At 47.8% G+C, this 24,592-nt stretch carries 23 protein-coding genes and 1 pseudogene; 11 read left to right on the top strand and 13 right to left on the bottom strand.

The annotated features are described in order from the left end of the window. Positions 1-38: 38 nt before the first annotated feature. The 6 genes from EL29_RS00115 to EL29_RS00090 all read right to left on the bottom strand — a co-directional run bounded on the left by EL29_RS00115 (position 39) and on the right by EL29_RS00090 (position 5,077). Positions 39-1,328 (bottom strand): MFS transporter, encoded by a 1,290-nt coding sequence (locus EL29_RS00115; protein WP_028716011.1) that lies wholly within the window; start codon positions 1,326-1,328, stop codon positions 39-41. Continuing rightward, positions 1,325-1,816: a NanQ anomerase/TabA/YiaL family protein gene (locus EL29_RS00110; RefSeq protein ID WP_028716010.1), complete on the bottom strand. Its 492-nt coding sequence runs from the start codon at positions 1,814-1,816 to the stop codon at positions 1,325-1,327. The genes EL29_RS00115 and EL29_RS00110 overlap by 4 nt, the downstream gene beginning before the upstream one ends. Positions 1,817-1,868: 52 nt before the next feature. Further along, a complete protein-coding gene (locus EL29_RS00105; protein WP_024472336.1) occupies positions 1,869-2,789 on the bottom strand; it encodes a Dap2 family DHDPS-related protein in 921 nt (306 codons plus the stop codon). Positions 2,790-2,835: 46 nt separating this feature from the next. After that, positions 2,836-4,032: a putative transcription factor/ribokinase fusion protein RikA gene (rikA, locus tag EL29_RS00100; RefSeq protein WP_028716009.1), complete on the bottom strand. Its 1,197-nt coding sequence runs from the start codon at positions 4,030-4,032 to the stop codon at positions 2,836-2,838. Between the two features lie 299 nt (positions 4,033-4,331). Further along, a complete protein-coding gene (locus EL29_RS00095; RefSeq protein WP_014606679.1) occupies positions 4,332-4,547 on the bottom strand; it encodes a hypothetical protein in 216 nt (71 codons plus the stop codon). After that, on the bottom strand, positions 4,544-5,077 hold the full coding sequence (locus EL29_RS00090) for a DUF2778 domain-containing protein (protein ID WP_024472337.1): 534 nt from the start codon (positions 5,075-5,077) through the stop codon (positions 4,544-4,546). Before EL29_RS00090 ends, EL29_RS00095 begins: the two co-directional genes overlap by 4 nt. Positions 5,078-5,785: 708 nt before the next feature. On the opposite strand from EL29_RS00090, the pseudogene EL29_RS00085 reads away from it, so the two are divergent. The 5 genes and pseudogenes from EL29_RS00085 to tssD all read left to right on the top strand — a co-directional run bounded on the left by EL29_RS00085 (position 5,786) and on the right by tssD (position 12,044). Further along, positions 5,786-7,079: pseudogene (locus EL29_RS00085) on the top strand (MFS transporter). 234 nt (positions 7,080-7,313) lie between these two features. Beyond that, positions 7,314-7,940 carry a LysE family translocator gene (locus EL29_RS00080; RefSeq protein WP_028716008.1) on the top strand — a complete coding sequence of 209 codons (627 nt, stop codon included), beginning with the start codon at positions 7,314-7,316 and terminating at the stop codon, positions 7,938-7,940. 547 nt (positions 7,941-8,487) lie between these two features. Next, positions 8,488-10,032 (top strand): methyl-accepting chemotaxis protein, encoded by a 1,545-nt coding sequence (locus tag EL29_RS00075; RefSeq protein WP_028716007.1) that lies wholly within the window; start codon positions 8,488-8,490, stop codon positions 10,030-10,032. 759 nt (positions 10,033-10,791) lie between these two features. Then, the gene (locus EL29_RS00070) at positions 10,792-11,310 is read left to right on the top strand and encodes a DUF2778 domain-containing protein (protein WP_014606684.1); all 519 of its coding nucleotides are present in this window, start codon (positions 10,792-10,794) and stop codon (positions 11,308-11,310) included. 242 nt (positions 11,311-11,552) lie between these two features. Beyond that, on the top strand, positions 11,553-12,044 hold the full coding sequence (gene tssD / locus EL29_RS00065) for an Hcp family type VI secretion system effector (RefSeq protein ID WP_014606686.1): 492 nt from the start codon (positions 11,553-11,555) through the stop codon (positions 12,042-12,044). A gap of 153 nt (positions 12,045-12,197) precedes the next feature. Here the strand turns inward: tssD and EL29_RS00060 are convergent, their stop codons facing one another. The 6 genes from EL29_RS00060 to EL29_RS00035 all read right to left on the bottom strand — a co-directional run bounded on the left by EL29_RS00060 (position 12,198) and on the right by EL29_RS00035 (position 17,543). Beyond that, a complete protein-coding gene (locus tag EL29_RS00060; RefSeq protein WP_014606687.1) occupies positions 12,198-12,530 on the bottom strand; it encodes a DUF1493 family protein in 333 nt (110 codons plus the stop codon). Between the two features lie 513 nt (positions 12,531-13,043). Next, positions 13,044-13,838, bottom strand: coding sequence for an AraC family transcriptional regulator (locus EL29_RS00055; RefSeq protein ID WP_014606688.1), 795 nt, complete (start codon positions 13,836-13,838; stop codon positions 13,044-13,046). Further along, the gene (locus tag EL29_RS00050; protein ID WP_014606689.1) at positions 13,801-14,766 is read right to left on the bottom strand and encodes a DMT family transporter; all 966 of its coding nucleotides are present in this window, start codon (positions 14,764-14,766) and stop codon (positions 13,801-13,803) included. The genes EL29_RS00055 and EL29_RS00050 overlap by 38 nt, the downstream gene beginning before the upstream one ends. Before the next feature lie 7 nt (positions 14,767-14,773). Then, entirely contained in the window at positions 14,774-16,033 is a 1,260-nt protein-coding gene (locus EL29_RS00045; protein WP_028716006.1) for an ATP-grasp domain-containing protein, read from the bottom strand. Positions 16,034-16,035: 2 nt separating this feature from the next. After that, entirely contained in the window at positions 16,036-16,770 is a 735-nt protein-coding gene (locus EL29_RS00040; protein WP_029571393.1) for a class I SAM-dependent DNA methyltransferase, read from the bottom strand. 20 nt (positions 16,771-16,790) lie between these two features. Further along, the gene (locus EL29_RS00035) at positions 16,791-17,543 is read right to left on the bottom strand and encodes a HalD/BesD family halogenase (protein ID WP_014606692.1); all 753 of its coding nucleotides are present in this window, start codon (positions 17,541-17,543) and stop codon (positions 16,791-16,793) included. 216 nt (positions 17,544-17,759) lie between these two features. Here EL29_RS00035 and EL29_RS23520 point away from each other — a divergent pair, with 216 nt between their 5' ends. After that, entirely contained in the window at positions 17,760-17,864 is a 105-nt protein-coding gene (locus tag EL29_RS23520) for a hypothetical protein (RefSeq protein ID WP_494400764.1), read from the top strand. Between the two features lie 8 nt (positions 17,865-17,872). On the opposite strand, the gene EL29_RS00030 is transcribed toward EL29_RS23520, so the two are convergent. Continuing rightward, positions 17,873-19,591 (bottom strand): DUF4153 domain-containing protein, encoded by a 1,719-nt coding sequence (locus EL29_RS00030; RefSeq protein ID WP_028716004.1) that lies wholly within the window; start codon positions 19,589-19,591, stop codon positions 17,873-17,875. A gap of 228 nt (positions 19,592-19,819) precedes the next feature. Here EL29_RS00030 and EL29_RS00025 point away from each other — a divergent pair, with 228 nt between their 5' ends. The 5 genes from EL29_RS00025 to EL29_RS23010 all read left to right on the top strand — a co-directional run bounded on the left by EL29_RS00025 (position 19,820) and on the right by EL29_RS23010 (position 24,307). Beyond that, positions 19,820-20,146: a SymE family type I addiction module toxin gene (locus EL29_RS00025; protein ID WP_014606695.1), complete on the top strand. Its 327-nt coding sequence runs from the start codon at positions 19,820-19,822 to the stop codon at positions 20,144-20,146. Positions 20,147-20,684: 538 nt separating this feature from the next. Then, entirely contained in the window at positions 20,685-21,518 is an 834-nt protein-coding gene (locus EL29_RS00020) for a TerY-P anti-phage system-associated VWA domain-containing protein (protein ID WP_014606696.1), read from the top strand. A gap of 7 nt (positions 21,519-21,525) precedes the next feature. Next, positions 21,526-22,245 carry a hypothetical protein gene (locus tag EL29_RS00015; RefSeq protein ID WP_014606697.1) on the top strand — a complete coding sequence of 240 codons (720 nt, stop codon included), beginning with the start codon at positions 21,526-21,528 and terminating at the stop codon, positions 22,243-22,245. Between the two features lie 13 nt (positions 22,246-22,258). Further along, positions 22,259-23,962, top strand: coding sequence for a BUD32 family EKC/KEOPS complex subunit (locus EL29_RS00010; RefSeq protein WP_028716003.1), 1,704 nt, complete (start codon positions 22,259-22,261; stop codon positions 23,960-23,962). Positions 23,963-24,028: 66 nt separating this feature from the next. Beyond that, positions 24,029-24,307 (top strand): hypothetical protein, encoded by a 279-nt coding sequence (locus EL29_RS23010; RefSeq protein ID WP_235193341.1) that lies wholly within the window; start codon positions 24,029-24,031, stop codon positions 24,305-24,307. Positions 24,308-24,592 lie beyond the last annotated feature (285 nt).

The raw sequence follows: 24,592 nt of genomic DNA, 5'->3' as shown, positions 1-24,592 counted from the left end.
TCTGGTACAACCCTGGCTGGCCGCCAGGGTTGGGCTTGTTAGCTTGCCTGTAGCGGCTTGCGCACAAACAGGCCGTAGCTCAGCGCGCCCAGCATCAAGAGCGCTGCACCAAGCAAAAACACGTTGGTGAATTTGCCGGTGGTATCCAGAATAATGCCGGTAACGATCGGTGCCATTGCCGCCCCCAGGAAACCGCCAAAGTTCTGAATGGCGCCCAGCGAGGCCACCTGCGACTTCGGCGCGATGTCACTGGCCAGCGTCCAGAGCGCCCCCTGCGGCATCTGCGAGAAGAAATAACCCAGCGCCAGCAGGCCAATGGCCAGCGGGGTGCTGTTTACAAACGGAATCGGTGCCACGAAGCAGGCCGCCAGGGCCGCACCCGATACGATTGGCACCTTACGCGCGGTGATGGCTCTGACGCCCCGGCGCACCAGGTTGTCTGAAAGCATCCCCCCCACCAGCACGCCAAGAATACCGGCCAGAAACGGAATGGAGGCAATCCAGCCGGTGGCTTTGAGGCTAAAGCCCAGCGATTTTTCCAGATAGCCCGGCAGCCAGGTCAGATAGACCCAGATCGTGAACATAATGGAGAAGTTGCCGATCACCATAAACCAGGTGGTGCTGTGTCGGAACAGCGCACGCCAGCGCACCTCGCCCTTCTCTTGCGGCACTACGACGCTGGGTTGTCCGGCATGCAGCAGCGCATCTTCCCGGGCATTGGGATCGCGATAAAACTTCCACCACGCCAGCAGCAGGGGAAGCCCCATTACGCCGATCGCCACAAACATGCCGCGCCAGCCTAAGGTCAGCAACAGCACGGTCAGAATGGGCGGCGCAATGGCGTTGGCAATTTGCGAACCGGTATTAATAATCGCAGTGGGTAAACCGCGTTCACTGTCGCCAAACCAGCGATGAGTGATTTTAATTCCCGAGGTAAAGAACGGGGATTCGGACACGCCCAGCAGCATACGCAGACCGTAGAAATAGCTGTAGCTGTTGGCAAACGCCGTTAGCACGGTAAAGCCCGACCACAGACCCAGCGCCCAGGAGAACATCTTTTTGGGGCCTAACTTGTCCACCAGCCAGCCTGCGGGCAGGTTAGCCAGCGCATAGGGCCAGAGAAACGCCGACAACAGCAACCCCATTTCGGTTTGCGAAAAGCCAAATTCCGCCGCAATGGTGGTGTTGGCAATACTCAGGTTGGCGCGGTCCAGGTAATTCACTATCGCCGCCAGCAACAGCAGCGTGACAATGCCCCAGCGCAGCTTCCCTTTCAGCGTGCCCTGCCCGCTCACCGTTGTTTCTGACATCGCCGCAGAGGGTTTCATGGTGCCTCCCGCCCGGCAAACAGATCGAGATGGATTTTAATCACCGCTTTACGGATAGTCTGCGCCACCGGCGACGCACAGCCAGGGCGATGAATATCGTGAGGGAAAAACAGCGCAAACTGCCCCGGCGTCAGCGCGATGCTGTACTCATCCGTGATGTCCTGATAAAACACCACGTCATTTTCCTCCCGCCGGTCTTCCGCTATCACATGCTGCGGATGGGCACGCGTCACGCCGATGGTTTCGCGTCCGGCCAGCAGGTACTGAATATCGACATAGCGAAAATGGGATTCGGCCCGGCGGGCGCTGGCGGGCTCGGTCGTCATTTCCTGAAGCAGGCAGAACATCTGGTTGTCGGGCAGTAAATCGTATTTCCCCGTTTCCATCTGGCTGAAATCGCTGGCCGCTATCCAGCGAATCGCCTGGTCAACGATGGGATGAAACGCGTGACGCTCACGCGCCCAGTCAAGTTGATCGCATACAATCATGGTGTTTTCCCTTGTGGTAAAACGGTGCAGGAACAGACGGTGTCCGATTTTTTTATGAAAGACGGTGTTGCCACAGCGCACTGCCATCACGAATCTGGTCAAGCAACACGCCAAGCCCCCAGAACTTCTCCAGCACGTTGTCCCGGTTAACGCGGCAGTGCTCGCTGGCGAAGGTGCCGAGGCGCTGGTGATAAATTTTGGCGTTTTTGGGATAGCCAAGGGTTTCGGTAACGGCGCTCAGCGACAGGAACAGCGACAGCTCATGGGCTTTCTCAGGCTGCTGGGCGCCCTGGTGATAAAGCCAGACGTAGAGGTTCGGATGAAAGTTCGTGAACACGCCGCTGAAGCCGCGCGCGCCCGCCTGGATGGCCGGCCACGCAATGGCCGCATTGGCGTTAATCACCGCCAGCGGCGTGCCTTTCGCCAGCCTGACGCGGCGTTGCACCGTGGGCAGATCGCAGCTCACGTCTTTCAGCACCACAAAGCGGCCGCTGTTGGCACAGAAGCTGAACTCGTCGTCGCTCAGCAGACGACGATACGGCGCCGGGCACTCGTAGAGTCCTAGCGGCAGCCCGGCAGGTAGCGCGTCCAGAATGTGATTCAGGTGGGCATAAAAGGTCTCGCTTCCCTGATTGTGTGGATCGAGGTGATTGGTCACCAGCACCAGCGCATCGATGCCCGTTCCGGCCATCGCCTGCAATTCCTGAGTCTGCTCGCTTAACTCATCGCTGATGTGGCCGGAGGCAATCACCGGCACCCGGCCCTGCACCTTCTCCACCACAAAACGCGCCAGCGCAACGCGCTCGTCCAGGCTTAGAGACTGCATTTCGCTGGACTGGCACACGGCGAACAGCGCATCCACGCCCTGCGCCAGATACCAGTCGATCAGGCGTGACAGGCCGGGGTAATCGATCTGATTCTCTGCGGTGAATGGGGTCAGCATGACCGGGACAATACCTTCAATCTTTTTCATGGTTTCTCCTGCCAGCGCCAGCGCGCGGCTGTTGCGTTACGTCGGATTATCGTTGGTTAAGTCGGGTGATGACCTGATGCCGCTTGGGCATATTGCTTGCGCCTTCCCGCTCTACGGCCAGGGACGCAAAGGCCGATGCCCATGTGGCGGCCTGCAGTAACGGCTGCCCCTGCGCCAGCGCGGCGGCCAGCGCGCCGTTAAAGGCATCGCCCGCGCCGGTGGTGTCCACGCTGAGCGCAGGAAAGGCGGGAATGACGTGACAATGCGGCGCGTCGAACAGCAGCGCGCCGCGCGCGCCCATGGTGATGATCACTCGCTGCGCCCCCTGCGCCACAATCGCCTGCGCCGCCTTACGCGCACTCGCCATGTCACAGATTTCAATGCCCGAGAGCCGCGAGGCCTCGGTTTCGTTGGGCGTCAGCACATCGATCATCGGCAGAACGTTCACGACCTCAGACGAGAACGGCGCCGGGTTCATGATGATGCGGACGCCCAGTGCGTGTGCCAGCCGGATAGCGCTGCGCGTGGCCTCGACGTTGTTTTCCAGCTGCAGTAACAACACATCCGCATCGGTGAGTTCATGGGTCAGCTCGGCAATTTCGGCATCCGTCAGGGTTTTATTGGCACCGGGGTAGATGGCAATCATGTTCTCGCCGTTTTCCTGCGAGACATAAATGATGGCGCTGCCTGTGGGTTCGGTATCCGTCTGGTATAAACGGAAAGAGTGAATGTCCGATGACGAAAGGTGATCAAACGCAAACTGGCTGAACCGATCGGTTCCGACCTTGGCAACAAAATGGACGCGCGCTCCGGCCCGGCTGGCGGCCATGGCCTGATTGGCCCCCTTGCCGCCGGGCCCGAGTGTGCAGCCTTGCGCCATCAGCGATTCACCACTTTGCGGAAAACGCGCCACCCTGGCGACGATATCAACATTGAATGCGCCAAAGATGCAGACTTTTCCCTGCCTGCTGGTGGTCTTTACGGTGGTTTTACGCGCCTGCAACCGCTTGAGTAAAACATCAAAATGGCCACTTTCGCTGATGAGCTTTTCCTGCAGATTACGGCGTTGCACTATGGCACCGCCGTAGCAGCGCTGAACCAGCCCCTGCTCTGCCAGCGCACGCAGATCGGTGCGAATCGTCTCCCGAGTAACACGCAACTGGCTCGCCAGCCCGTTAACGGTGACGCGTTCATGTTCGTCCAGCCATTGCAAAATTTGATTGCGTCGTTCTTCCAGAAACATCATCCCCCCTCCTGCCTGGCCGTTAAGCGTAAGGGAGCGCACGCAGCGTGAAAGTGATGCAGATCTCAGCACCTGGGGAAAAACGGAAGTAAACGGAAGTGAAGGGTTGTGTCGCTAAAGCGTTATCAAAGCGGGCATTGTGATGGCTGAAAAGCAGAAAATGTGAGTCGTGAAGGGCGCGAAACAAATGGTCTGTGGACGGTAAAGGCGCGTTGAATGCGGATGATCACCTTCAGGAAAGGCGTGGCTTATCCCGCTGAGCATCTGTCGTGCGTCCCCGCCAGGCACCTGAGCGCGGGCTAACGTTTTCGCTTTCTATATCCCCACGAGGCCAGGACAGCCAGCACGAGAGACAGTACGAACTTCACCACGATGAACGTAAACGAATAGCTGTTCATCGCCTCTTCGCCATCGCCTTCGATAGTGATATGGCTCATGAATAACGTGTTGATCCAGCTATCCGGGATCAGCACAAAAGCCGCCAGCAACACAATAATAAATATCGCAATTTTCATCTCACACCACACCGACTAAAATCTGGAATGCCGCGCACATCAAGGCGGCCATAAGCCATCAGGTCTTTCCCGCCGGGCACTTTTATCTTAGGTATCCGCAGCAAAGCATTTCTGAGGGTTTCAAAATCCGATGAACTGTACAGCGTTACGCAGCCCCACGAAACCCCGGTGCCGTCGCTGTTCAATGGGTGAAGCCGAAAGCTGCCCCGACGTGTGCCATTGACGTAAGCATGATCACTCATGGTTTCTGCGTTATATAAACCAAACCATTCGGAATGATGATTTCTGTACAAATGATACGCATCAATCACTTCTGCACGCAGTTGATTTAGCACGCTTCCTTTCGGGCGGTCGACTATCCAGTATGTGCCCGGCGGGATCGCGGCCTTTTCTCTATCTGAACAGTCTGGGTTATTGAGATAACGGTCAATTCCTGACAAAACATCAAATGAGCCGATGCCGTAACAGTCAAGCTTGACCCTTTTTCCGTCTGGCGAGAGACGAGCATAGTCCATCGTACAGATTTGCATCTCACATCCTTTGCGGGTGGCACAGGGTGAAAATAATACTGAATCCCTGTTCAACATCAAACGACGACCTTTTAAGATTCCTCTTATAAAGTTGCAACCTATTCCTTCACGCTCGTATTTCCATGAACGATTAACATCGCCATCATTTCTGTTTTTTCAGCAGGAATAAACGCTCTGCACCGGCAGCGTAAACGAACAAAAGAGAAAAGCGTCTGAATTAAAAAATATTCATAAAAGCGCGATCTTATTTGCGTTAAAAACGACAGGCTGCCTTATTGACCATCAGGCATCCAACCCGCTGTGGTGATTAACATCACGTCTGAATCAGTCGAAATAAAAACGCACCTCGCCTCTCAACCTGCAAGGGACATGCCCTTATGCACGCCAGCAAGTGGCTTCAGGTATAAAGATTTGGCTGCAACGTCTTAGTGTTAACCTGATTCCAGGCCATCTTGCCGCTATTTAATCTTTTTATCTGTGTGGGTTACGTTGATCACATTATTTACCAAAAGTGATTTTCACGGCATTAAACAATGCGCCTCATCACACCACGCAATTCCGTGTTTATTGCAAAATCGCTTACCTAATAATAACAAGGTGCAATCACGAGATTTACTAACACTCAATTAATTAACCTGCCTCTAATTTAAAAATCATGTCACCTGTTTAGCAAAGTCATAAGGAAAAGGTAACAATGAGGGAGCAATCATGAAAACAATCAAACATTACCGATGGCACATGATATTACTGGTGTGCTTTATTACGATTATTAATTACCTCGATCGCACTGCGTTGGGCGTTGCCGCCCCGACAATTATGAAGGAGCTGGATATTACCAAGGAGCAATATTCCTGGATCGTCAGCGCCTTTCAGCTGGCTTATACCATCGGCCAGCCCGTGATGGGTTATTTCATTGATACCATTGGCCTGAAGCTGGGCTTTTTTATCTGCGCCATCGTCTGGGGGCTGGCCACCTTAGCGCACTCACTAACGGGTTCCTGGCAGGGCCTGGCGTTTATGCGCGCCATCATGGGCTTTAGTGAAGCCTCGGCGATTCCGGCCGGGGTGAAAACCGCTGCCACCTGGTTTCCGGCTAAGGAGCGCGGCATTGCCACTGGCGTCTTTAATATGGGCACCTCTTTTGGTGCCATGCTGGCACCGCCGCTGATCGCCTGGTGCATACTGTTTCACAGCTGGCAGTTTGCGTTTCTGGTGGCCGGTGGCCGGTGGCCTGGCTATTGTGGCGGCCTTTATCTGGCTCATCTTTTATAAAGATCCCAAAGAGGCCAAACGGCTGTCGGCGGAAGAGCGCGCCTATATTGAGGGCGGTCAGGAAAAACACCTTCATACCGAGCAGAAAGAGAAGACCTCTAAATTAGCCATCCTCAAACAGCGTAATTTCTGGGGCATTGGCCTCTCACGTTTTCTGGCCGATCCGGCCTGGGGCACCATCAATTTCTGGGTGCCGATCTTCTTTGTGGAAACCCTGCACTTCAGCCTGAAAGAGATTGCGATGTTTGTCTGGCTGCCATTCCTGATGGCCGATCTGGGCTGCCTGGCCAGCGGCTTTGTGGCGAAGTTCCTGAACGATCGCGGCATCGGCCTGATCAATTCGCGCCGTATTACCTTTACGCTCGGGGCGGTGCTGATGACCACCATCGGCCTGGTCAGCATTGTTCAAAACCCCTATGTCGCCGTGTTGCTGATCAGCATTGGTGGCTTCTCGCACCAGTTACTTTCTACCGTGGCCGCCACGCTGGGCGCAGACCTGTTCAGGAAGGATGAGGTCGCGACTGCCGTCGGCATGGCTGGCGCCTGTGCCTGGTCCGGTCAGTTGATCTTTAACCTGTTTATTGGCGCGTTTGTCAGCATCATCGGCTTTGGTCCGTTCTTTGTTGCGCTGGCGGTGTTTGACCTTATCGGTGCGGCGGCTCTGTGGATTCTGATCAAAGAACCAAAGGAACCTGGAGAACCGGATGCCGGGTTAGCGGTATCGCAGTAGTGTTGTCGCGGAATGTGTCCCGGGGCACGTGAAGGGACGTGCCTCCTTTTTCAGCTTCAGGCGACCAGTACGACGCGGGAACATTCTCATCGTCGAAAGTGCGGGATTCAGTGCTGAACAGCGTTAATCACGTGGGTCGAGCATTGCTGTGCACGTCCATCCAATACAAGCCGTTATGTATGTTTTTTAAAATTATGTTAATACATGCTTATGCTTTCTGTCGGGGTTGGATAGATGTGGGATATGTCTTCATTCTTTGCAGCATTACTGGTTTACAGCATAGGGACGGCATCGCCTGGCCCGGGCAATCTTTCCATTGCCAATGCGGCGATGAACTATGGTCGTAAAGCTGGTCTGGTGCTGGCCACCGGTGTGATTTCAGGTTCGATTTGTTGGGGCCTGTTGACCGCCTTTGGCGTGTCCGCGATTTTGGTTTCTTCCAACGGTTTTATCGTCTGGTTAAAACTGCTCGGCGCGGCTTATCTGCTCTGGCTGGCCTCGAAAGCGCTGCGCAGTGCCTTTCGCCCTGGAGAACTTTCGGCACGACCAGCCCAGGCTCACGCGCGTTTACGCGGCTACTATCTGCAAGGGCTGGGATTGCACCTGACCAATCCCAAAGCCGCGTTAACCTGGTTCACCGTGACCAGCGTGGGCCTGACGAACTCTGCGCCACAGTGGCAGATCTATGTTCTGGTTGCTACCTGCGCACTGACCGGCGTGATGATATTTAGCCTGTATGCGCTGATTTTTGCTTCGCAAATAGCGGAGACGTATCTCAATCGGGCACGGCGCAGTTTCGATCTGATCTGTGCGGGGTTTTATGCGTTGGTAGCGGTGGGGTTTTTGCTGTCGCTGGGTTAAAAAAGCCCCTTTCACAGGCGGTTATTCGATCTGCCTGGCGCGTCAGCTTCGCAGATAACAACCTGAGGATACGACTTGAAAATGGCATGACGCTGGCTGCACTCATCCTGAACTTCAGAAAAGATGACGATCTCTGATTTAGCACCGCTCGCGGTTCAGCCGTTGGAAAACGCGTTCTGCCAGCAGGTTATCGCAACCATTAACGCGATGCCCGCTAACCGCATAGTTTCATTGCTACCCATGGCTTATGTCCTGACAGCCCTTATCGCAACTGGCTCACCTCATGACCGGCACTGAGCCCGTCCCCAAAGAACGCTCAACAAGATGCCAGCGCGACGCGGTTTCCACTCACAATCTGCCATTTCTACTGCAGGCCAGGCCATAAAAAAACCTATAGATAAGAAATATTAACAGACTCGCGAGAGGGATTTTTCCTGTAAAAGTTTATGTCGTGATTGCTTACATTTTAATTATCACGGCCGGGATAAAGATTGCCGGGTCTGCGCCGAAAGATCGTCGTCTCCCCTCCCTTCTTCAGGAAAGATTTATGAAAATCTCAACACGGCTCGGCTCGGGTTTTGGTACGTTAATCGTCTTCTTTTCCCTGTGCATAGTGGTTGCCATTCATTCTTTGTATCAGTCCAAAAACGCCCTTGAATCCATCGTTCAGGGAGATATGAAAAAAACGAAACTAATAACAGACCTGACGCTTATCCAGCGCGACATGGCCATTACAGTCAGGAATCTGTCGTTATTTACCGATGAAAAAGGCATTGAGGAGCAATCCGCGCGGCTTGGAAAATTAAAGACCCGCTTTGTCGACAGCAGCACTCAACTGGGGCAGATGATTGACCAGTCTGGCAGCAATGAGGAAAAAAAAGCGTTCGACGCGATTAAAAACAGTGAAAAAGAAGCACTGGAATCATTCAGTAATACGGTTCCACTCGCACTGGGAAAAAACAACGCCGCGACCGTGAAGTTTCTTTTGGATAACGTCAGGCCCGCCCAAAATCCCCTGATTGACGGACTGACGGCGATGGGTCAGGTGCTCACTCAGCGGTCTGATGACGCCGTCAGTGCAAACAGTAAAACGACGGAACAGGCTTACGTCATTTTACTGGTACTGCTCGCTGTCGCGGTCATTTTTGGCCTGTCCACGGGCATCTATTTGATTCGTAAGCTGATGAGTGAACTCGGTGGTGAACCCGCTACCGCACAGCGCCTTGCCTATGCAATTTCTCAGGGAGATTTAACCTCAGCCGTTCAGCTACGCAAAAATGACACCCGGAGCCTGATGGCCTCTTTGTCCAGTATGCAGTCGCGGCTCCGCGGGGTGGTATCCGACATTAAATCTGGCTCGGCTTCCGTTGCGCTTTCAGCAAACGAAATCTCTCAGGGTAACAACGAACTGGCTTTCCGCACTGAAGAGCAGGCAGCAGCACTCCAGCAGACAGCGGCAAGTATGGAACAGCTGACGGCCACCGTGCAGAGTAACAGCGCCATGGCCAGACAGACGGCCAACGCCGCGAGGGATACGGCTTTACACGTAAAAAATGGTGAAAACGATGTCCGCCGTATGTCCGGGACCATGGGCGAAATTTCACAAAGCGCGTCTAAGGTCAGAGACATTACCTCTGTCATCGAAAGTATTGCATTTCAGACGAATATTCTGGCGCTTAACGCGGCAGTAGAAGCGGCACGCGCGGGTGAAAGCGGGCGTGGATTTGCCGTGGTGGCAGCGGAAGTCAGGACGTTGGCACAGCGAAGCGCCACAGCGGCAAAAGACATTAAATCACTCATTGAGCAGGCGGTGGGTCAGGTGGAATCTGGCGTCACGGTGGCGAATGAAACAGGCCAAAATATTCTTAAAGTGATCGATCTGGTTGACGAACTGGCCACATCAATGGATACCATCGCCCTGTCGTCCGCTGAGCAGATGCAGGGGATCTCTCAGGTGAGCGTGGCGGTAAGCCAGATGGATGGTGTAACGCAGAACAACTCTGCGTTGGTTGAAGAGTCGTCAGCCGCCTCACAGTCGCTTTCTGAACAGGCTCAGACGTTGCGTCTCATCGTAGAGACATTCAAGGTCTGAATGAAAAAACGGCCGACGATAGAGATTCCCGCCGTCGGCAGTTATCGCCTTTGTTCTGTAAACTGATGACGGTATTGTTAGCGGTGGCTCACCATTACCCAGAATGGGCGGACCCGCAGCGCGCCGCAGTGGCAAAGCTATGTTCTGGTCGCTACCTGCGCACTAACCGGCCTGATTATATTTGGCCTGTATGCGCTGATTTTGGCCTCGCATACGGCGGAGAAATACCGTAATCGGGCACGGCGCAGTTTCGATCTGATCTGTGCGGGGTTTTATGCGTTGGTGGCGGTAAGGTTTATGGTGTCGCTGAGATAAAGCCGTTCAGAGGCCTTCATTATATTCTCGGAGGTGTGATCCGCGCTATATCGCCTCCGTCACCAGTGATTGTAAAAGAAAATCCTCGCTGGCTTGCTAGCCCTCTCTTTATAGAATGCCATGGAATTTCAACTTTCATTTCTGTCACGGAACAAATAACTTTCACATCTAACAATATGAGTTACGGAAAAAATTCATCGAAACCACTGAATTGGTATACAGTTCACACTATTATTAATTTAAAAAACAAACCACATAACTTAGATTTTTAAAATAAGATCACATGCAATTCAACAACAACCATAGCTCGTAACAAATTAAATCGTAAAAATAAACCCACAACACATTAATTGAATATAAATTCAAATTCGCGAAAATAAAGTTGATAGCTTAATCTTTCATTTATATGATAAGCCACAAACCCTCACTATGGAATGGTACATCATGGCATTACAAGGAAAAGTGACGCTTGATGGTGCAGATTATGCACCTTTTAATTTATATGGTGTGGGTGTATTCATGGCCTTTTCTGGTAATGGTATCTACCGTAATAACGGTGCATGTGGTGCCGTTAAAAGTAACGGTCCGTTACCACTGGGTAAATACTGGATTGTAGAGCGTGGCTCTGGTGGATTTTTTTCTAAAGCAAAGACGGAAATCCACGATACATGGAATAAATTTTATCATGGGACGGCCTTTGGACGCGATGAGTGGTTTGCTTTGTACAAAGATGACCTGAGTATTGATGACGGAACATGGATAGAAGGCGTTTACCGCGGATTATTCAGGCTTCATCCTGGGCAAGTATCAGAAGGATGTTTAACCATACCCCATAATTCAGATTACTCGCGCATAAGGGATGCAATCCTTAAAACGGATCCTGTTCAGGTCCCCTGCATGCGTGATCTTATGGCTCGTGGCTGGATTGAGGTGGTAACTAATGGTTATAGCTCTTGCCCGTAAGGCGGTTAAGATAATATTTTTTTTAATTATAACGTTTGCTGCTGCTCGCTCACTCGGTCATCCAGAGAACTACGCAGGCCATGAATTTCCCCGTCAGTTAGCCCTACTATTAACTGGTGATGTCAATGCAGAATCCATCTACGATGCCTATTTCTACATAGACGTCTTCACTGTCATAACGCTCAGCATTGTTTTTTATTTAATAACCATGATATTAATTAGAAAAATCAGGAGAAGTTAGTATGCCAATCCCTCCCTATATGTGGCTTAAAGACGACGGCGGTGCAGATATTAAAGGATCTGTTGACGTTCAAGATCGAGAAGGAAGTATAGAGATCATCGGACTGGGCCATGGTGTCAACCTCCCTGTTGATAACACTAACGGGAAGATTACTGGTACGCGTCAGCATTCATCAATGATGATTGAAAAAGATGTAGATAGTTCTACACCTTACTTTTATAAAGCAGCAGCTACTGGTCAAACATTAAAAAGTGCAGAAATAACGTTTTATCATATAAACGATGCAGGACAAGAAGTTTGTTATTACACTGTCCTGATGGAAAACGTTAAAGTCACTGGTGTTAACTGCGGCGTACCTAATGTCCGATTATCGGGTAATGATAAAATGAACCATATTGAAAGTATCAGTCTGCAGTATAAAAAGATCACCTGGCGAATTATCGATGGAAATATCCAGTTCACCGACGCATGGAACGAACGTGCTACCGCGTGAAAGTATGATATTTTTAAAATTGATAATGGCCAGCAAGAGACAATTTTTTGCTGGCATTTTTCAATGCCAAAATCTGCAATTCGATTATGAATAATTTATAAAATCATCATCACTTCTCGAAAATAACGACTATTTGAAGATTATCGCTGGCACTCAGTCATACAACCATTTTCCTGCCTTAGCTGATTCTATCAACATACCGATCGTAAAATCAGGCACGAGTATAGGTTCAATTTTCTTAAAGGGGTTCCACGAAAAAGGGACATCTGGATAGTACGTTTCAATCTTAAAACTGCCCCTCTTCACCTGGAATTCTTCGAAAAAATTATCCATCAGCTCTTCGGCTTCACCAGCATCTAATTGCATATCAGAGTCGATATCAGTATTGCAGTTTAACAGTCGTTGATTCTTTTCGTTGTTAAACAGGTAAAAGCCGTTGTGGCGGCGCGCAAGCGCAAAAACACGCTGTTCGATATCATCTGTCATAGTTAATCGCTTCCTGAATCACTGGGTTGTCTTCATGTAATGCGGGACAGGTAATTCTTGATACATCCCAAGCAAAACCTCCTGTTCAGCCAAGGGAAGCTGCGTAACAATGATCACATGACAGGGAGAAAGCATACTCAGTCTCTCGATAAACTGGAAAAGGGTCTGGCTGGCTGGTTACGTTAGTTTATAAAAAACCGTATAGTTTAACCCTTAGTGAAGGTATATGATTTTTTATAAACCAGCACCGTGCTTGTGCAAAAATTCGGTTTTCCACTGCCTTAACTGTGCTTGATCTAATGCACCCGACTTCTCATTTTATTAACTCACCTGAGTCAATGGTAATATTACGCCACTTTCAAACACCTTCTAAAAAAATCTATTACTCTTTTAATTGAACAAGATGGATTTAATTACCCCCCCATTAAATTACTATAAATCAATCTTACCCTTTAATATAATCAGAAAAAAACAAGAAAAATCAATTAGCTTTGGGTTACAATAAAATTACATTCAAACATTATTCACAAGATTGTAAAGCGCTCCAGGTGTGATGCCGAACATATTTTTAAAATTACGTGTGTAATGAGCTTGATCGCTAAAACCAAGATCTGCAGCTACCGCCGAAATGGCATCCCCACTAAGAATAAGCTGCTTCGATAATTTGAGTTTTTCACATCGGAGCCAGGAAATAGGCGGTAAACCATAGGTGTGGCTAAAAATACGAACTAATTGCACTGGTGTAACGAAATTTTCGGCAGCTAAATCAATAAGGGACGGTGGAGATAACATTTCACTTTTCAAACGGCATGCGATTTTCTCCGCCAATAAACTATCATTATGACCAAGCTCACATTTATAGCGGACACCCGCTCTTTTGATCACGGTGTTCAAAAGGCACGCCAAGTGTTCAATCACTTCTCCGTTACTGTTACTGGAATCAAGGCAAAATCGGGCCGTTTCCCGAATCTGGTGAGCGGTATCCGGAGCGCAAAAAATGCTACGTTTAAACTCTTCATCATCGTGAAAACCCGACAGGCTTCTTAACATATCGGGTTGAATATAAAAACTATAGTAAAGCCATGTGTAAGGCGTAGGAATCGCTGACTGTACCTGGCCTGGGTTATAAATTGTGATTTCGTCTACGCTTGCTTCATCACTCTTACCGTCCAGCCAGATTTTTTCACGTCCTGAGACATTGGCACCAATGTAAAATTCATCATGTGAATGCTTAGGAAAAGCATGAGCAGTGCTGTCTGAGAAAGTAATCTCAACTCCGCTTATCTTCCGGTACGCCGTTATAGCCATTGTCCAGAGTGCTTCCTTTATGTCTGATTTGCCAAATCTCAGTGGCGAGTGAAAAACAACACAATAGCAAGATGGCCACGAGCGATGAATAGGTTGGAGACAACCTGGGATCTAAAAGCTGAAACACATAAGTAAACACAGGGCTTATGGACATAAAAATCATAACCTTAGCTGGTGCTAAATGTTTAATAGCATACTGAAGGCACCATAAAGGCAATATCACTCCCAATATAGCCAGAAAAAGGACGCCCGGGAACAGGCCACTATCGCTTAGATGTTCAATATTAACATCATAAATGTAACTAAAAGTAACTATTATGGTCAGGTAAAATCGGTGAGCCATGATTGATTCAGGAATACATTTTCTGTCACTCAGTTTCTTACTCAGTATATTCGACAAGATACTGAAGAAAGCACAGGAAATCGCTAAAACTATTCCAGCCACTATTTCATAGTTAGTGTAACTATGATTTTTATTATCCACTTGCAAGCTGATGATGCTCAACCATAACGAACACAGAGCAATCCCCAGAAGTAAACTTAATCTATATTGCCTTTTCTCATTACGGTATAAAAATGGAGAAATAATAACAATAATAAGTGGGGCAAATCCTGTAATTATTGCTGAAGCAATAGCGGGCTCTATATAACGAAGGCAATAAAAAAAAGTCACCCAAGAACCCACAGTAGTTATATTTAAAAGTGTAATGATAACAGGGTACTGCAAAGGAATAATATAATCCCTGCTTAATTTCACCAAGCATATGCATTGAAAAAAAACCAGCACTGTTGAAAATACAATAAAAGTCACTAGCATTGGATGCAAACTTTGCACCAAGTGGCCAGAATAAACTTCCTTTCCTGCATCAAGGAAATTATAAATTAACACCATAATGAGGCCAAAAACAGCACCAGTTTTTATTTCCATGATTTTCTCACATCAATTCAAACAATAAACCATCACTTTCAAGCTCGCGTATCTTTATATAATCACGTTTAATTTGATCTTCACAATCATGACAAAGATAAATAATTCCAGGGTTCGTAAAAAGATCAGTCGTGCGAAAAATATTTTCACCTTTTTCTGGCGTATGCATTAATCCAAAATAGGATGGAAACTGGCCGATTAACTCTTTACATCTGTTATTTTTGACAACGCCATCTTCTTTTGAAGAAAGTGTCACACAATAAAGATTTTTCTTGAGATTATACTTATCATTGATTTTCCCTAAAAAAGCATTCGGGTTGATATATCGCTCAGCAGTCAGGGTAACGTGGCTGTACCCAAGAGCAGAAATTACCGCATCATGCATAATCGTACCTTGCATTCTCGCAGCTGTTTCAATCAAAACAGGCCCCTGTTCAGTGATGATTAACTCGCTGTGTGAAGGACCATTATCAACACCCAGAAGTGTTAACGCCTTTTTCATATATGAAACAAGTGTATTTTGTATTTCTCCCCTAAAAGGAAGAAGGATTTCTTTTTCACATATCAAGGAAGCATCTGAAACGGGTATTTTATCATCTGTCCATATTTCAGTGATGAGATGCATGCCATCCATGCTGACGGCATTGACGATAAACTGTTGACCACGCAGTCTTTTCTGAATCAGTACAGTGCTGTTAAACAGACCGAGTTTATTTTTCTTACCAAGAATATTATTGAAAGCGTCTTCCAGCTCCACGTGGTTTTCACAGAACCTGACACTATCAGCTCCAGCACTGTCAACAGGTTTAACAACCACCGGCCAGCATTGATGCTGTTCTGCCCAGTCTACCGCTTTAATGACATCATCGGTGACAAATTGAGGAATAGATAAAAGTCCGCCATTATTAAGCGCCTCCTGCATTTGAAATTTATTTCGTCGCAGGGTACTGCTTTCCCAAGCGTTACCGGGTTTAGATAATCGATGGGAAAGATAGTCAGCGATTTTGACGCCTGTCTCTGTACCCGGGATAATATATGCCGGGTCAAAAAGTTGTAATTTCTCAACGATACTTTCGAATCCACTTAACTCATCTGAGTCAGGCACCATCAGAAAATCAAAGTTTTTGGGAATAAATGAAGGCAGATAATCATCCGGAATAACAGCATTAGACTGAACGTGTATACATTGCCATCCTGACTTCTTAAAAACTGGAGCCAGATCTGCGCCCGTTGAATAAGCATCCACAATGCAGATAATATTTTTCATAATTATAATCCTTTACGCGCAATGATAAGCAAATTATCGTCTTTCCCCTTCGGCTTTTGTGAAAAATCACCATAAAGCTCGACACTGGAAAAACCACAATTTAGTAACGCATTTTGTAAAAATTCTTTTTCGTAGAGTCGTGTTGAACACGTCCATGACTGACCATCTTTGTCGTAATTTACCGTCAGAATCCTTTGCTCCCAATCCATAAAAAGCGTTTCAGTAACACCACTATTCATACGTATTAATCTGCCAGATACATCTATTCGATTCCGGGCTCTGTCCATATCGGCCAACTCCATTATCAGTATGCCCCCTGGATTTAGGGCTTCATACCATTCGGGCAAAACGGCCAAATCTTCATGTTCAGTGCTGCAGTAGCCAAAACTCGTGTAGACATTAATAAGAATATCGAATTTATCTTTAGGCAGATTACCCATGTCTGCATGGATATATACCGGTCCTTTACACCTCTTTTTAGCAACAGACAACTGCTCAAGAGATAAATCTAACCCCACAACCTCGTAGCCCAGTTCAAAAAGTGAAACGCTCATTTTTCCTATGCCACAACATATGTCGAGCAGACGAGGAAACTTACTGGGAGGAAATTTTTCTGCTATTGCTCTGGCTGCATCCTTGTAATTTTCATAGCGTCCCAGACAGTCTGATATTTCCGTAAAAAACACGGGAAAACCTGTGTCATCGTTCATTCCGCCCAGTGAAGTTTCTTTCGACATTTTCACTTCCCTTTATTTAATTAAGCCTGTGTATCCTGCGGATAAATTGCTTCCATTGAATCATGCGTAAGACCTTCATCCGCCAGATCGAAGTCATTGGCATAGGTGAAGACAATAACCGTCCGGCGAGACTCATAAGTGAGAGGAGAAATTCGATGCAGGGCATCCCGAGCCCTCAACAGATAGCATTGTCCCTGTGAGACATGGTGGCTAAAAATTGTATTATCTTTTAAAACGTTTTTAATCCACTCACGTGTTTCTTTTTTCTTCCAGGGAATACGTGGAACATATTCAACGCGAGCACCTGAAAGAACATCTGGCTCATCAATGACCCAGACCAATGCATAGGAATAATCATCCCAATGCCATCCATGCGTATCACCACTTTTATTTTGTGAATTAATTATAAACTCTTCGGGCTCATAAGGTACACGGTGTAACTTTTCACCGGTTATTTGCATAAAAAAATTAAGAATGCTTGGGCTATCAAAAAAAGCAGGTATATACTTCCCTCTTTCCCGAATCGCATTTCTGCCCACGCTATCATAAGCGCGCGGTGTATGACCACTTTCAGCAATAATTACTTCCCGACGCAACGACTCCTCTGCCAATAGTTCGCGCGCCTCATTTTCCATTGCTGTTTTTATATCACCAGGTAGTAAATCATCTATAACCACCATTAAGTCTTCTTCATAGTCGCTTTTCAGGTAGTTAATTAATGATGCTGGAAATGATTGAATATGCCTTTCAATTTTTTCTTCGATGTTAATCACTTTTTCGCCCTGTCCATAAGAAGTGTTGTATTTGCCCTTCTCATTCTCCGGCTATACGCGATTTTTTCTTGTACGTGATTTCAGAAAATGGCTAAATTTTGAGCAATCACACGACGCGATCACATCTGTTTAAAAATTTATTGGCATTTCTTTGAGAACAATGAATCACATCAGACATAATACGCTCTACTCTGCATCGTACCAGCCGTCTAAAACATATCGACGGCAGCTGGCCGTCTCCCGACAACGCCCAACAGCGCCGATCGCCTGCACAAGTATCTGGCTCGCTTTGCATTGAGTTGGGAAAACATCAAAGCCTGAGGCTCTCCCTACTGCCCCTCATAGCCATAGTAATCCACCGACAGGCGCTGGCCGTTAATCTCCAGATCGCGCCACGCTTTTGGCACTATGTCAGGCATTGCTTTACGCATAGCGCTATCGGCGCTTTGCGGCACGTTCGCGCTGCCTGTCTGCCGCCATGTGTTGCCGCGCAAGGTATAGATAACAATGAGGGATGAATGTGGGCTGTATAACAGCACTTCTGGCGAGCCATCGTTGTTGAGATCCTGCATCCACACCAGACAGGAACCCACATCCATCAGACAGGTTCTCAACGCCTGTTCTGAGCCTTTCTGTACCTGCCACCAGCTTTTCGGCGGCGTTTCGCTACCCGGACGCACCGGGATAGCCTGCCTGAGCGTGCTGATATCGTGCTGAATGTCTGTCTTGTTATGCCCTGCCAGGATCTGCATCAGCATGACTTTTAATCTTACAGGATCCTCAAGCCACTGAGGATGGTCATTCAGCGTCTGCAACAGCTGGTTCCCACGTCGCCCCGCTGTGCTCAATACATAGAGATCCCCCGCGTCCGCTTTTGCTTTGCCCTGTTCGTAACGTGCCTGCTGGCTTGTGACCATAATGCGCCAGGGATCGATCACCGGTGAATGCAGCAAAAACCAGCCGCCGGACGCTAACGCCAGCATCAGCACGATATAGGTATTCATGCTGTTGGCGTTCTGAAACCAGACTGGTCGCTGGAACCACACCATCAGCAGCGAGCCGGCAAACGCAATAAACGCGATTACCGCGCCATAAACCCGATCCACCGTCCAGCCATAATCGGCAACACGCAGCCATACGGCCCAGACAGCCAGACCGGCCAGGAGCGGCGTCAGCCACAGTGCAGCCAGCACCAGTTGGGCGCTTACGCGCTGCCAGCGTGGTTCGCTCTGCTCTTTTATAACGACCATCGCGCTGAATATCAGCATCAGCAACGTCATGGTCAGCAGCAGCGTGGCGGCCGAGAACGATTTGGGGATAATCGCCAATCCGGTAAAGGGCAAACAGGCCAGGAACAGCAGCAAGGCGATCGCCTGCAACGGCACTATCACGCCCACCGCCAGCGTGACGACGTTGCGGTAAACACCGACAGCGCCAGGCAGACATCGACAAAATACAATGCCCGCCGCTATGACCGCACCGGTCGCCATCGACGGGAAAAAGTCATTTCTGAAAAAGAGCCGCTCGAACAGGCTAAGGCCGATCAGACTGAAGAGTTTGCTCCATAGCAACAGCACCAGCCAGAACAGCCCGGTCATGATGGCGGTCACGCATAGCGTAAAAGTGTTGCGCCACATCGCTTCGACGATGATTGCACTGCGGGAGAGGTTATTGTGCGGCGTCGGCGATTCATGGCAGATAGCGGCGAGAAACGGCATCGCCAGCACGAGCATAAGCAGGACCGCACCACTGTTTCTGAAAAAAGCATCATCATCATGAGACGCAGGAAAATTCCAGTGCTGCCAGCCGGTCATCAACGCAATCAACGGCAATACCGCAAGCGCACACAGCCAGGGTTTAACGGCGTTCAGGCGATTGAGCGTGAACGCCAGCACGCTGGCCGCGCCCAGTGAAAGTGGCCACAGATAATGCGCATAGCTCGCCGGCAAATGTAGCGCATCGGGCAGCGCCCCTGTCAGCCCGGCCAGCATACCAATCACGATAATGGTCCATTTTGTCCTGCCAGGGAAAGCGTCTTTTTGCAACATGGCGATCCTTTGCGGGTTAACCGAGGGGAATTGAATCAACGTCGAAAACGCATGAATTCATCTGAAACGAGCGGGGTTCTTCTGCGTGGCCTTTCGCAGTTTTTTATTATCACTCTCGATGCGTTCACGCCTGCCTGATTAAATCATCAGGTCATTTAGCGCGATACGAATGTGGGGCAACACATCCGCATCGCTGATCACAATCACTATTAAACAGGAATAGTCATCATGACTGTCATCAATTCTATTTCAGGTCAGATTGAAGCTAAAGACCAAACCTATACCCAGCGCTATGCGACCGTGGGTTATGTGACCCGCACTCCAAATTACCGCCGCGTTCCAGCGATTACCCTGAAAGGCTGTTGGTTAGGAGAAGCGGGTTTTCCGATTGGGGTGCAACTGGATGTGAAGGTCACTTGGTGCCAGATTATTATCAGCTTTAAGCCCAGGGACGTGATAAACGGAACGCGGGTGGGATCGGTTGAGGATCTGGCTTCGCTGTCTGTGCAGCAGAGAAAGCGGGTGATGAAGGCGATTGGGCTGACTGATTGGTAAGGGGTTGATGGGGCTTGCCCCTGCGGAGGTGGGGGCGAGTGGGGTTTTATAATAATTACTCCACTATAAGATCCGTGCCTAAAGGACAGGCATCTGAATTGAGGCGTTGGAAAAAGTTGATTTTATCGCTTAAGTGCCCATTACAATTGGATTTTTATCTTAAAAAACAACAAGCGTGACTAAATACTACATTGCGAGGGGAAATTAATATGAATCTTTAGGAAAATTAACACTAAAAACACATCAAAAAACTCCATATAAAAAAACTTCTTTTAGCATAGAGACCACTCATTACTGAATAATTTTATAACCTAATAATTATTTTTATCGATCTCGATGCTTAACAACAGAAAATAATAATCAAAACCTATCAAAAAACACATAACAGAAAGAATACTTGACTATAAATTCCATATAGAAAAGCTAATTGTAATTTTCACTCTCAACAGGCTAACAATTGCTGTTATTCATAGTGATTTTCTCGCATTTACCTATTAACTTGATAGGATATGAATAGTCTTGGAGAGGAAAATAACATATGCCATATGAATCACAGATAAGTCGTAATAATCCAACAGCATTTCTTTTCGTGGTCGATCAGTCCGGCTCAATGTCTGACAAAATGTCCTCCGGACGAAGCAAAGCAGAATTTGTCGCCGATGCGCTAAATCGAACGTTAATGAATTTAATTACTCGTTGTACAAAATCTGAAGGCGTCCGTGATTATTTTGAAATTGGTGTTTTGGGCTACGGCCATCACGGAGTTTCTAATGGCTTCTCCGGCCCTCTTGGAGGACAAGTACTCAATCCAATTTCTACTCTCGAACAGAATCCAGCCAGGGTAGAAGATCGTAAAAGGAAGATGGACGATGGTGCAGGTGGAATTATAGAGACAGCAATTAAGTTTCCAGTATGGTTTGATCCTATCGCAAGCGGTGGTACACCGATGCGTGAAGCCCTAACCAAAGCAGCCGAAGAATTGGTGATTTGGTGTGATTCCCATCCGGATTGCTATCCTCCAACTATCCTGCATGTGACTGATGGCGAATCAAACGATGGAGATCCAGAAGAAATTGCCAATCATTTGCGACAAATTCGCACCAATGATGGTGAAGTTCTGATTCTTAATATTCACGTTAGCTCTCTCGGTAATGATCCAATCAGATTTCCCGCCTCTGATACTAGCTTACCTGATGACTATGCCAAGTTGCTTTTCCGCATGTCTAGCCCTTTACCAGAGCACTTGGTACGCTTCGCGCAGGAAAAAGGGCATACGGTGGGAATAGAATCTCGTGGTTTCATGTTCAACGCTGAAGCAGCCGAACTAGTCGATTTCTTCGACATCGGAACACGTGCTTCTCAATTACGTTGAGTCCGCAATGAAACTGGAATTCTCAGGAACAGTTCCAAAAGACCCTGAATGCCCTGAGGCAAATGAGGACAAATTCGCCTTCTCCGAAGACGGGAGAAGGCTTGCTTTGTGTGATGGAGCAAGTGAATCCTTTAATTCAAAGTTATGGGCTGATCTTCTGACTCGCAAATTTAATGAAGATCCTAAAGTCAGGCCTGAGTGGGTAGCATCTGCTTTAGCAGAATATTCTGCCGCACATGATTTCCCGTCTATGTCTTGGTCACAACAGGCAGCATTCGAACGAGGAAGTTTTGCCACACTCATAGGCGTTGAGCAATTTGAATATCATCAGACGGTAGATATTCTTGCTATTGGGGATAGCATCACCATGCTGATTGATTGCGGGAAACTTATTCGTGCATGGCCTATTGATAATCCTGAAAAATTTAAAGAAAGGCCGACATTGCTTGCTACGCTTCCCACTCATAATAATTTCATTGGTGGAAGTACTTTCTGGACACTGCATGGAAAAACTTTTTACCTAGAAAAACTAGTTCAACCTAAGCTCTTCTGTATGACAGATGCGCTCGGCGAATGGGCACTGAAACAAGCACTGGCAGAGGATCCAGGTTTTATCGAATTACTTTCGTTGCAAACTGAAGAGCAGCTTGCACAGTTAGTTCTCAGGGAGCGTACAGCCAAACGTATGCATATCGACGACTCAACGCTGCTTGTCCTATCGTTCTAACGCGGAAATTAAGATGCCTTACCCGTCTCTTGAGCAATACAATCTGGCATTTCAAGAACATAGCAGAGTGCTAGACGATCCTGAATTAAAGTCAGGTACAGTCGCAACGACAGGATTGGGGCTACCACTCGCCATTAGTGGCGGCTTTGCGCTTACTTATACGATCAAATCAGGCTTTAAGAAATACGCGGTTCGTTGTTTTCACAGGGAATCAAAAGCGTTAGAACAGCGCTATAAGGCTATATCCAGGAAAATATCCAGCCTTCGTTCTCCCTATTTCCTCGACTTTCAGTTTCAGCCACAAGGGATCAACGTTGGAGGAGTATCTTACCCTATAGTCAAAATGGCATGGGCTAAGGGAGAAACTCTAGGAGAGTTCCTTGAGGTCAACAGGCGTTCTGCACAAGAGATGGCAAAGCTGTCGGCCTCAATTGAATCACTTGCCGCCTATCTTGAAAAAGAAAAAATTGCACATGGTGATTTTCAGACTGGGAATCTGATGGTTTCCGACGGAGGTGCTACCGTCCAGCTAATTGACTACGATGGAATGTTCGTTGATGAGATTGATACATTAGGAAGTTCAGAGCTGGGGCATGTCAATTTTCAGCATCCCCTTCGTCAAAAGACGAATCCGTTTAATCACACACTAGACCGTTTCTCACTAATATCTCTCTGGCTGGCACTTAAGTCATTACAAATCGATCCTTCCATTTGGGATAAATCAAATTCGGAACTGGACGCAATAGTTTTTCGAGCTAATGATTTTGTAGACCCCGGTTCATCATCCATCTTAGGAATGCTATCGGGCATTCAGCAGCTTTCCACTTTTATAAAAAATTTCGCCGCAATCTGCGCTTCAGCGATGGAAAAAACGCCTTCTCTTGGTGACTTCATTGCTGGAAGAAACATTCCCTTATCTCTAACTTCCGTTAGTATGAATGGGGATATACCAAGCAGCAGACTGAAATCTGGTTACATAAGTGCCTACGCCGTTCTGCCAGCCTGGGATTATAGTGCTTGCCTTCAGAGAGTTGGTGATAAAGTTGAAGTTATCGGTAAAATTATTAACGTAAGACTTGATAAGGACCGAAATGGAAAACCATATATCTTCGTTAATTTCGGGGATTGGCGGGGTAAAATCTTCAAAATATCCATATGGAGCGAAGGCCTCAGGTCTTTCCCTGTCAAACCTGATTCCTCATGGGTGGGGAAATGGATCAGTGCAATCGGTCTTATGGAACCACCTTACACTAACGACAAATATAAATATTCACATCTCGCAATTACTGTCACGACAATCGGTCAAATGACAGTTATCTCCGAAGCAGATGCCCGTTGGCGTCTTGCCGGGCCAAATAATAGTCGAAAAACATTAACTTCTACTAGCAGCAATCAAGAAGCTCTGGAGCGCATTAAGGGTAAGAGTACCACTTCAACTCCTAAGCCTGTGAGCACTAACGCCACAACTGCAAACCAGGCAATCCTCAGCAAGTTACGGGCTTCTACACAAAATGCATCGCAAGCAAGAGCGCAAACTCAGCATATTGTGCCTAATAAATCATCATCACCTTATGTAGGTCAGACGAGAACATCAGTTTCACAGTCGGTATCACCAGCTCAAAGCATTCAGAGTAAGACTGTTACTTCAAATCAACAGACTTCTAAGACAAATATAATCATAAAGATTTTCAAATGGCTTTCGAGATTGCTGCATTAATCAGCAAGGCGGGCGATATGCATATCACGATGCTTGTTTTCTAACAATCGAAAAATAAAGTAAAAAATGGATGCAGAGAAAATTCAGTCAGATATAGATGCTCTTTTAACATATATGAACGATGACCTGGAGAACCTCGGAGAGACGATCAAAACTGTTTCATTTGGATTTGATATGGACCAGAACGATCGCATTGCTATTGACGAGCGACTCCCCTGGTCGGAAGAGTATTTGTTCAAAATCATCAACATCTGCCATTCCCGTTCTCTTCTACGTAAGGACTATGGAGATTTTGAACATGTATCCCTGACAGAAGAAGGCCAGAGCATGGCTATATCAGTCTAACATGGGAAAAACCGTTCTTACGAGTTAGGATCCAGCATGCAAATCGCGACGTTAAATGTTCATGGGCCAGCACAGGTTGGCAATCGCAATACGCAAAAAATTCACAATTTATTCAATAAATTACTTCATCACATCGAGGATATCTTCAGCTTCTGACGAAGAAAAGCAGTAAGCCAAAAGCCGGCTTGCTAAATTTTTGGAACACCCTTTGGTTGGCTCTATTGTCGGAGGTCTGGCTGGTTCACTTCCAGGTCTGACAGGATTGACCTGCTCCCCGTTGATTAA

This window comes from Pantoea ananatis LMG 2665 (assembly GCF_000710035.2).
Taxonomy (GTDB): Bacteria; Pseudomonadota; Gammaproteobacteria; order Enterobacterales; family Enterobacteriaceae; genus Pantoea; species Pantoea ananatis.
Note: the sequence above shows the minus strand (reverse complement) of the source record. Positions and strands in the feature narration are given on the sequence as shown.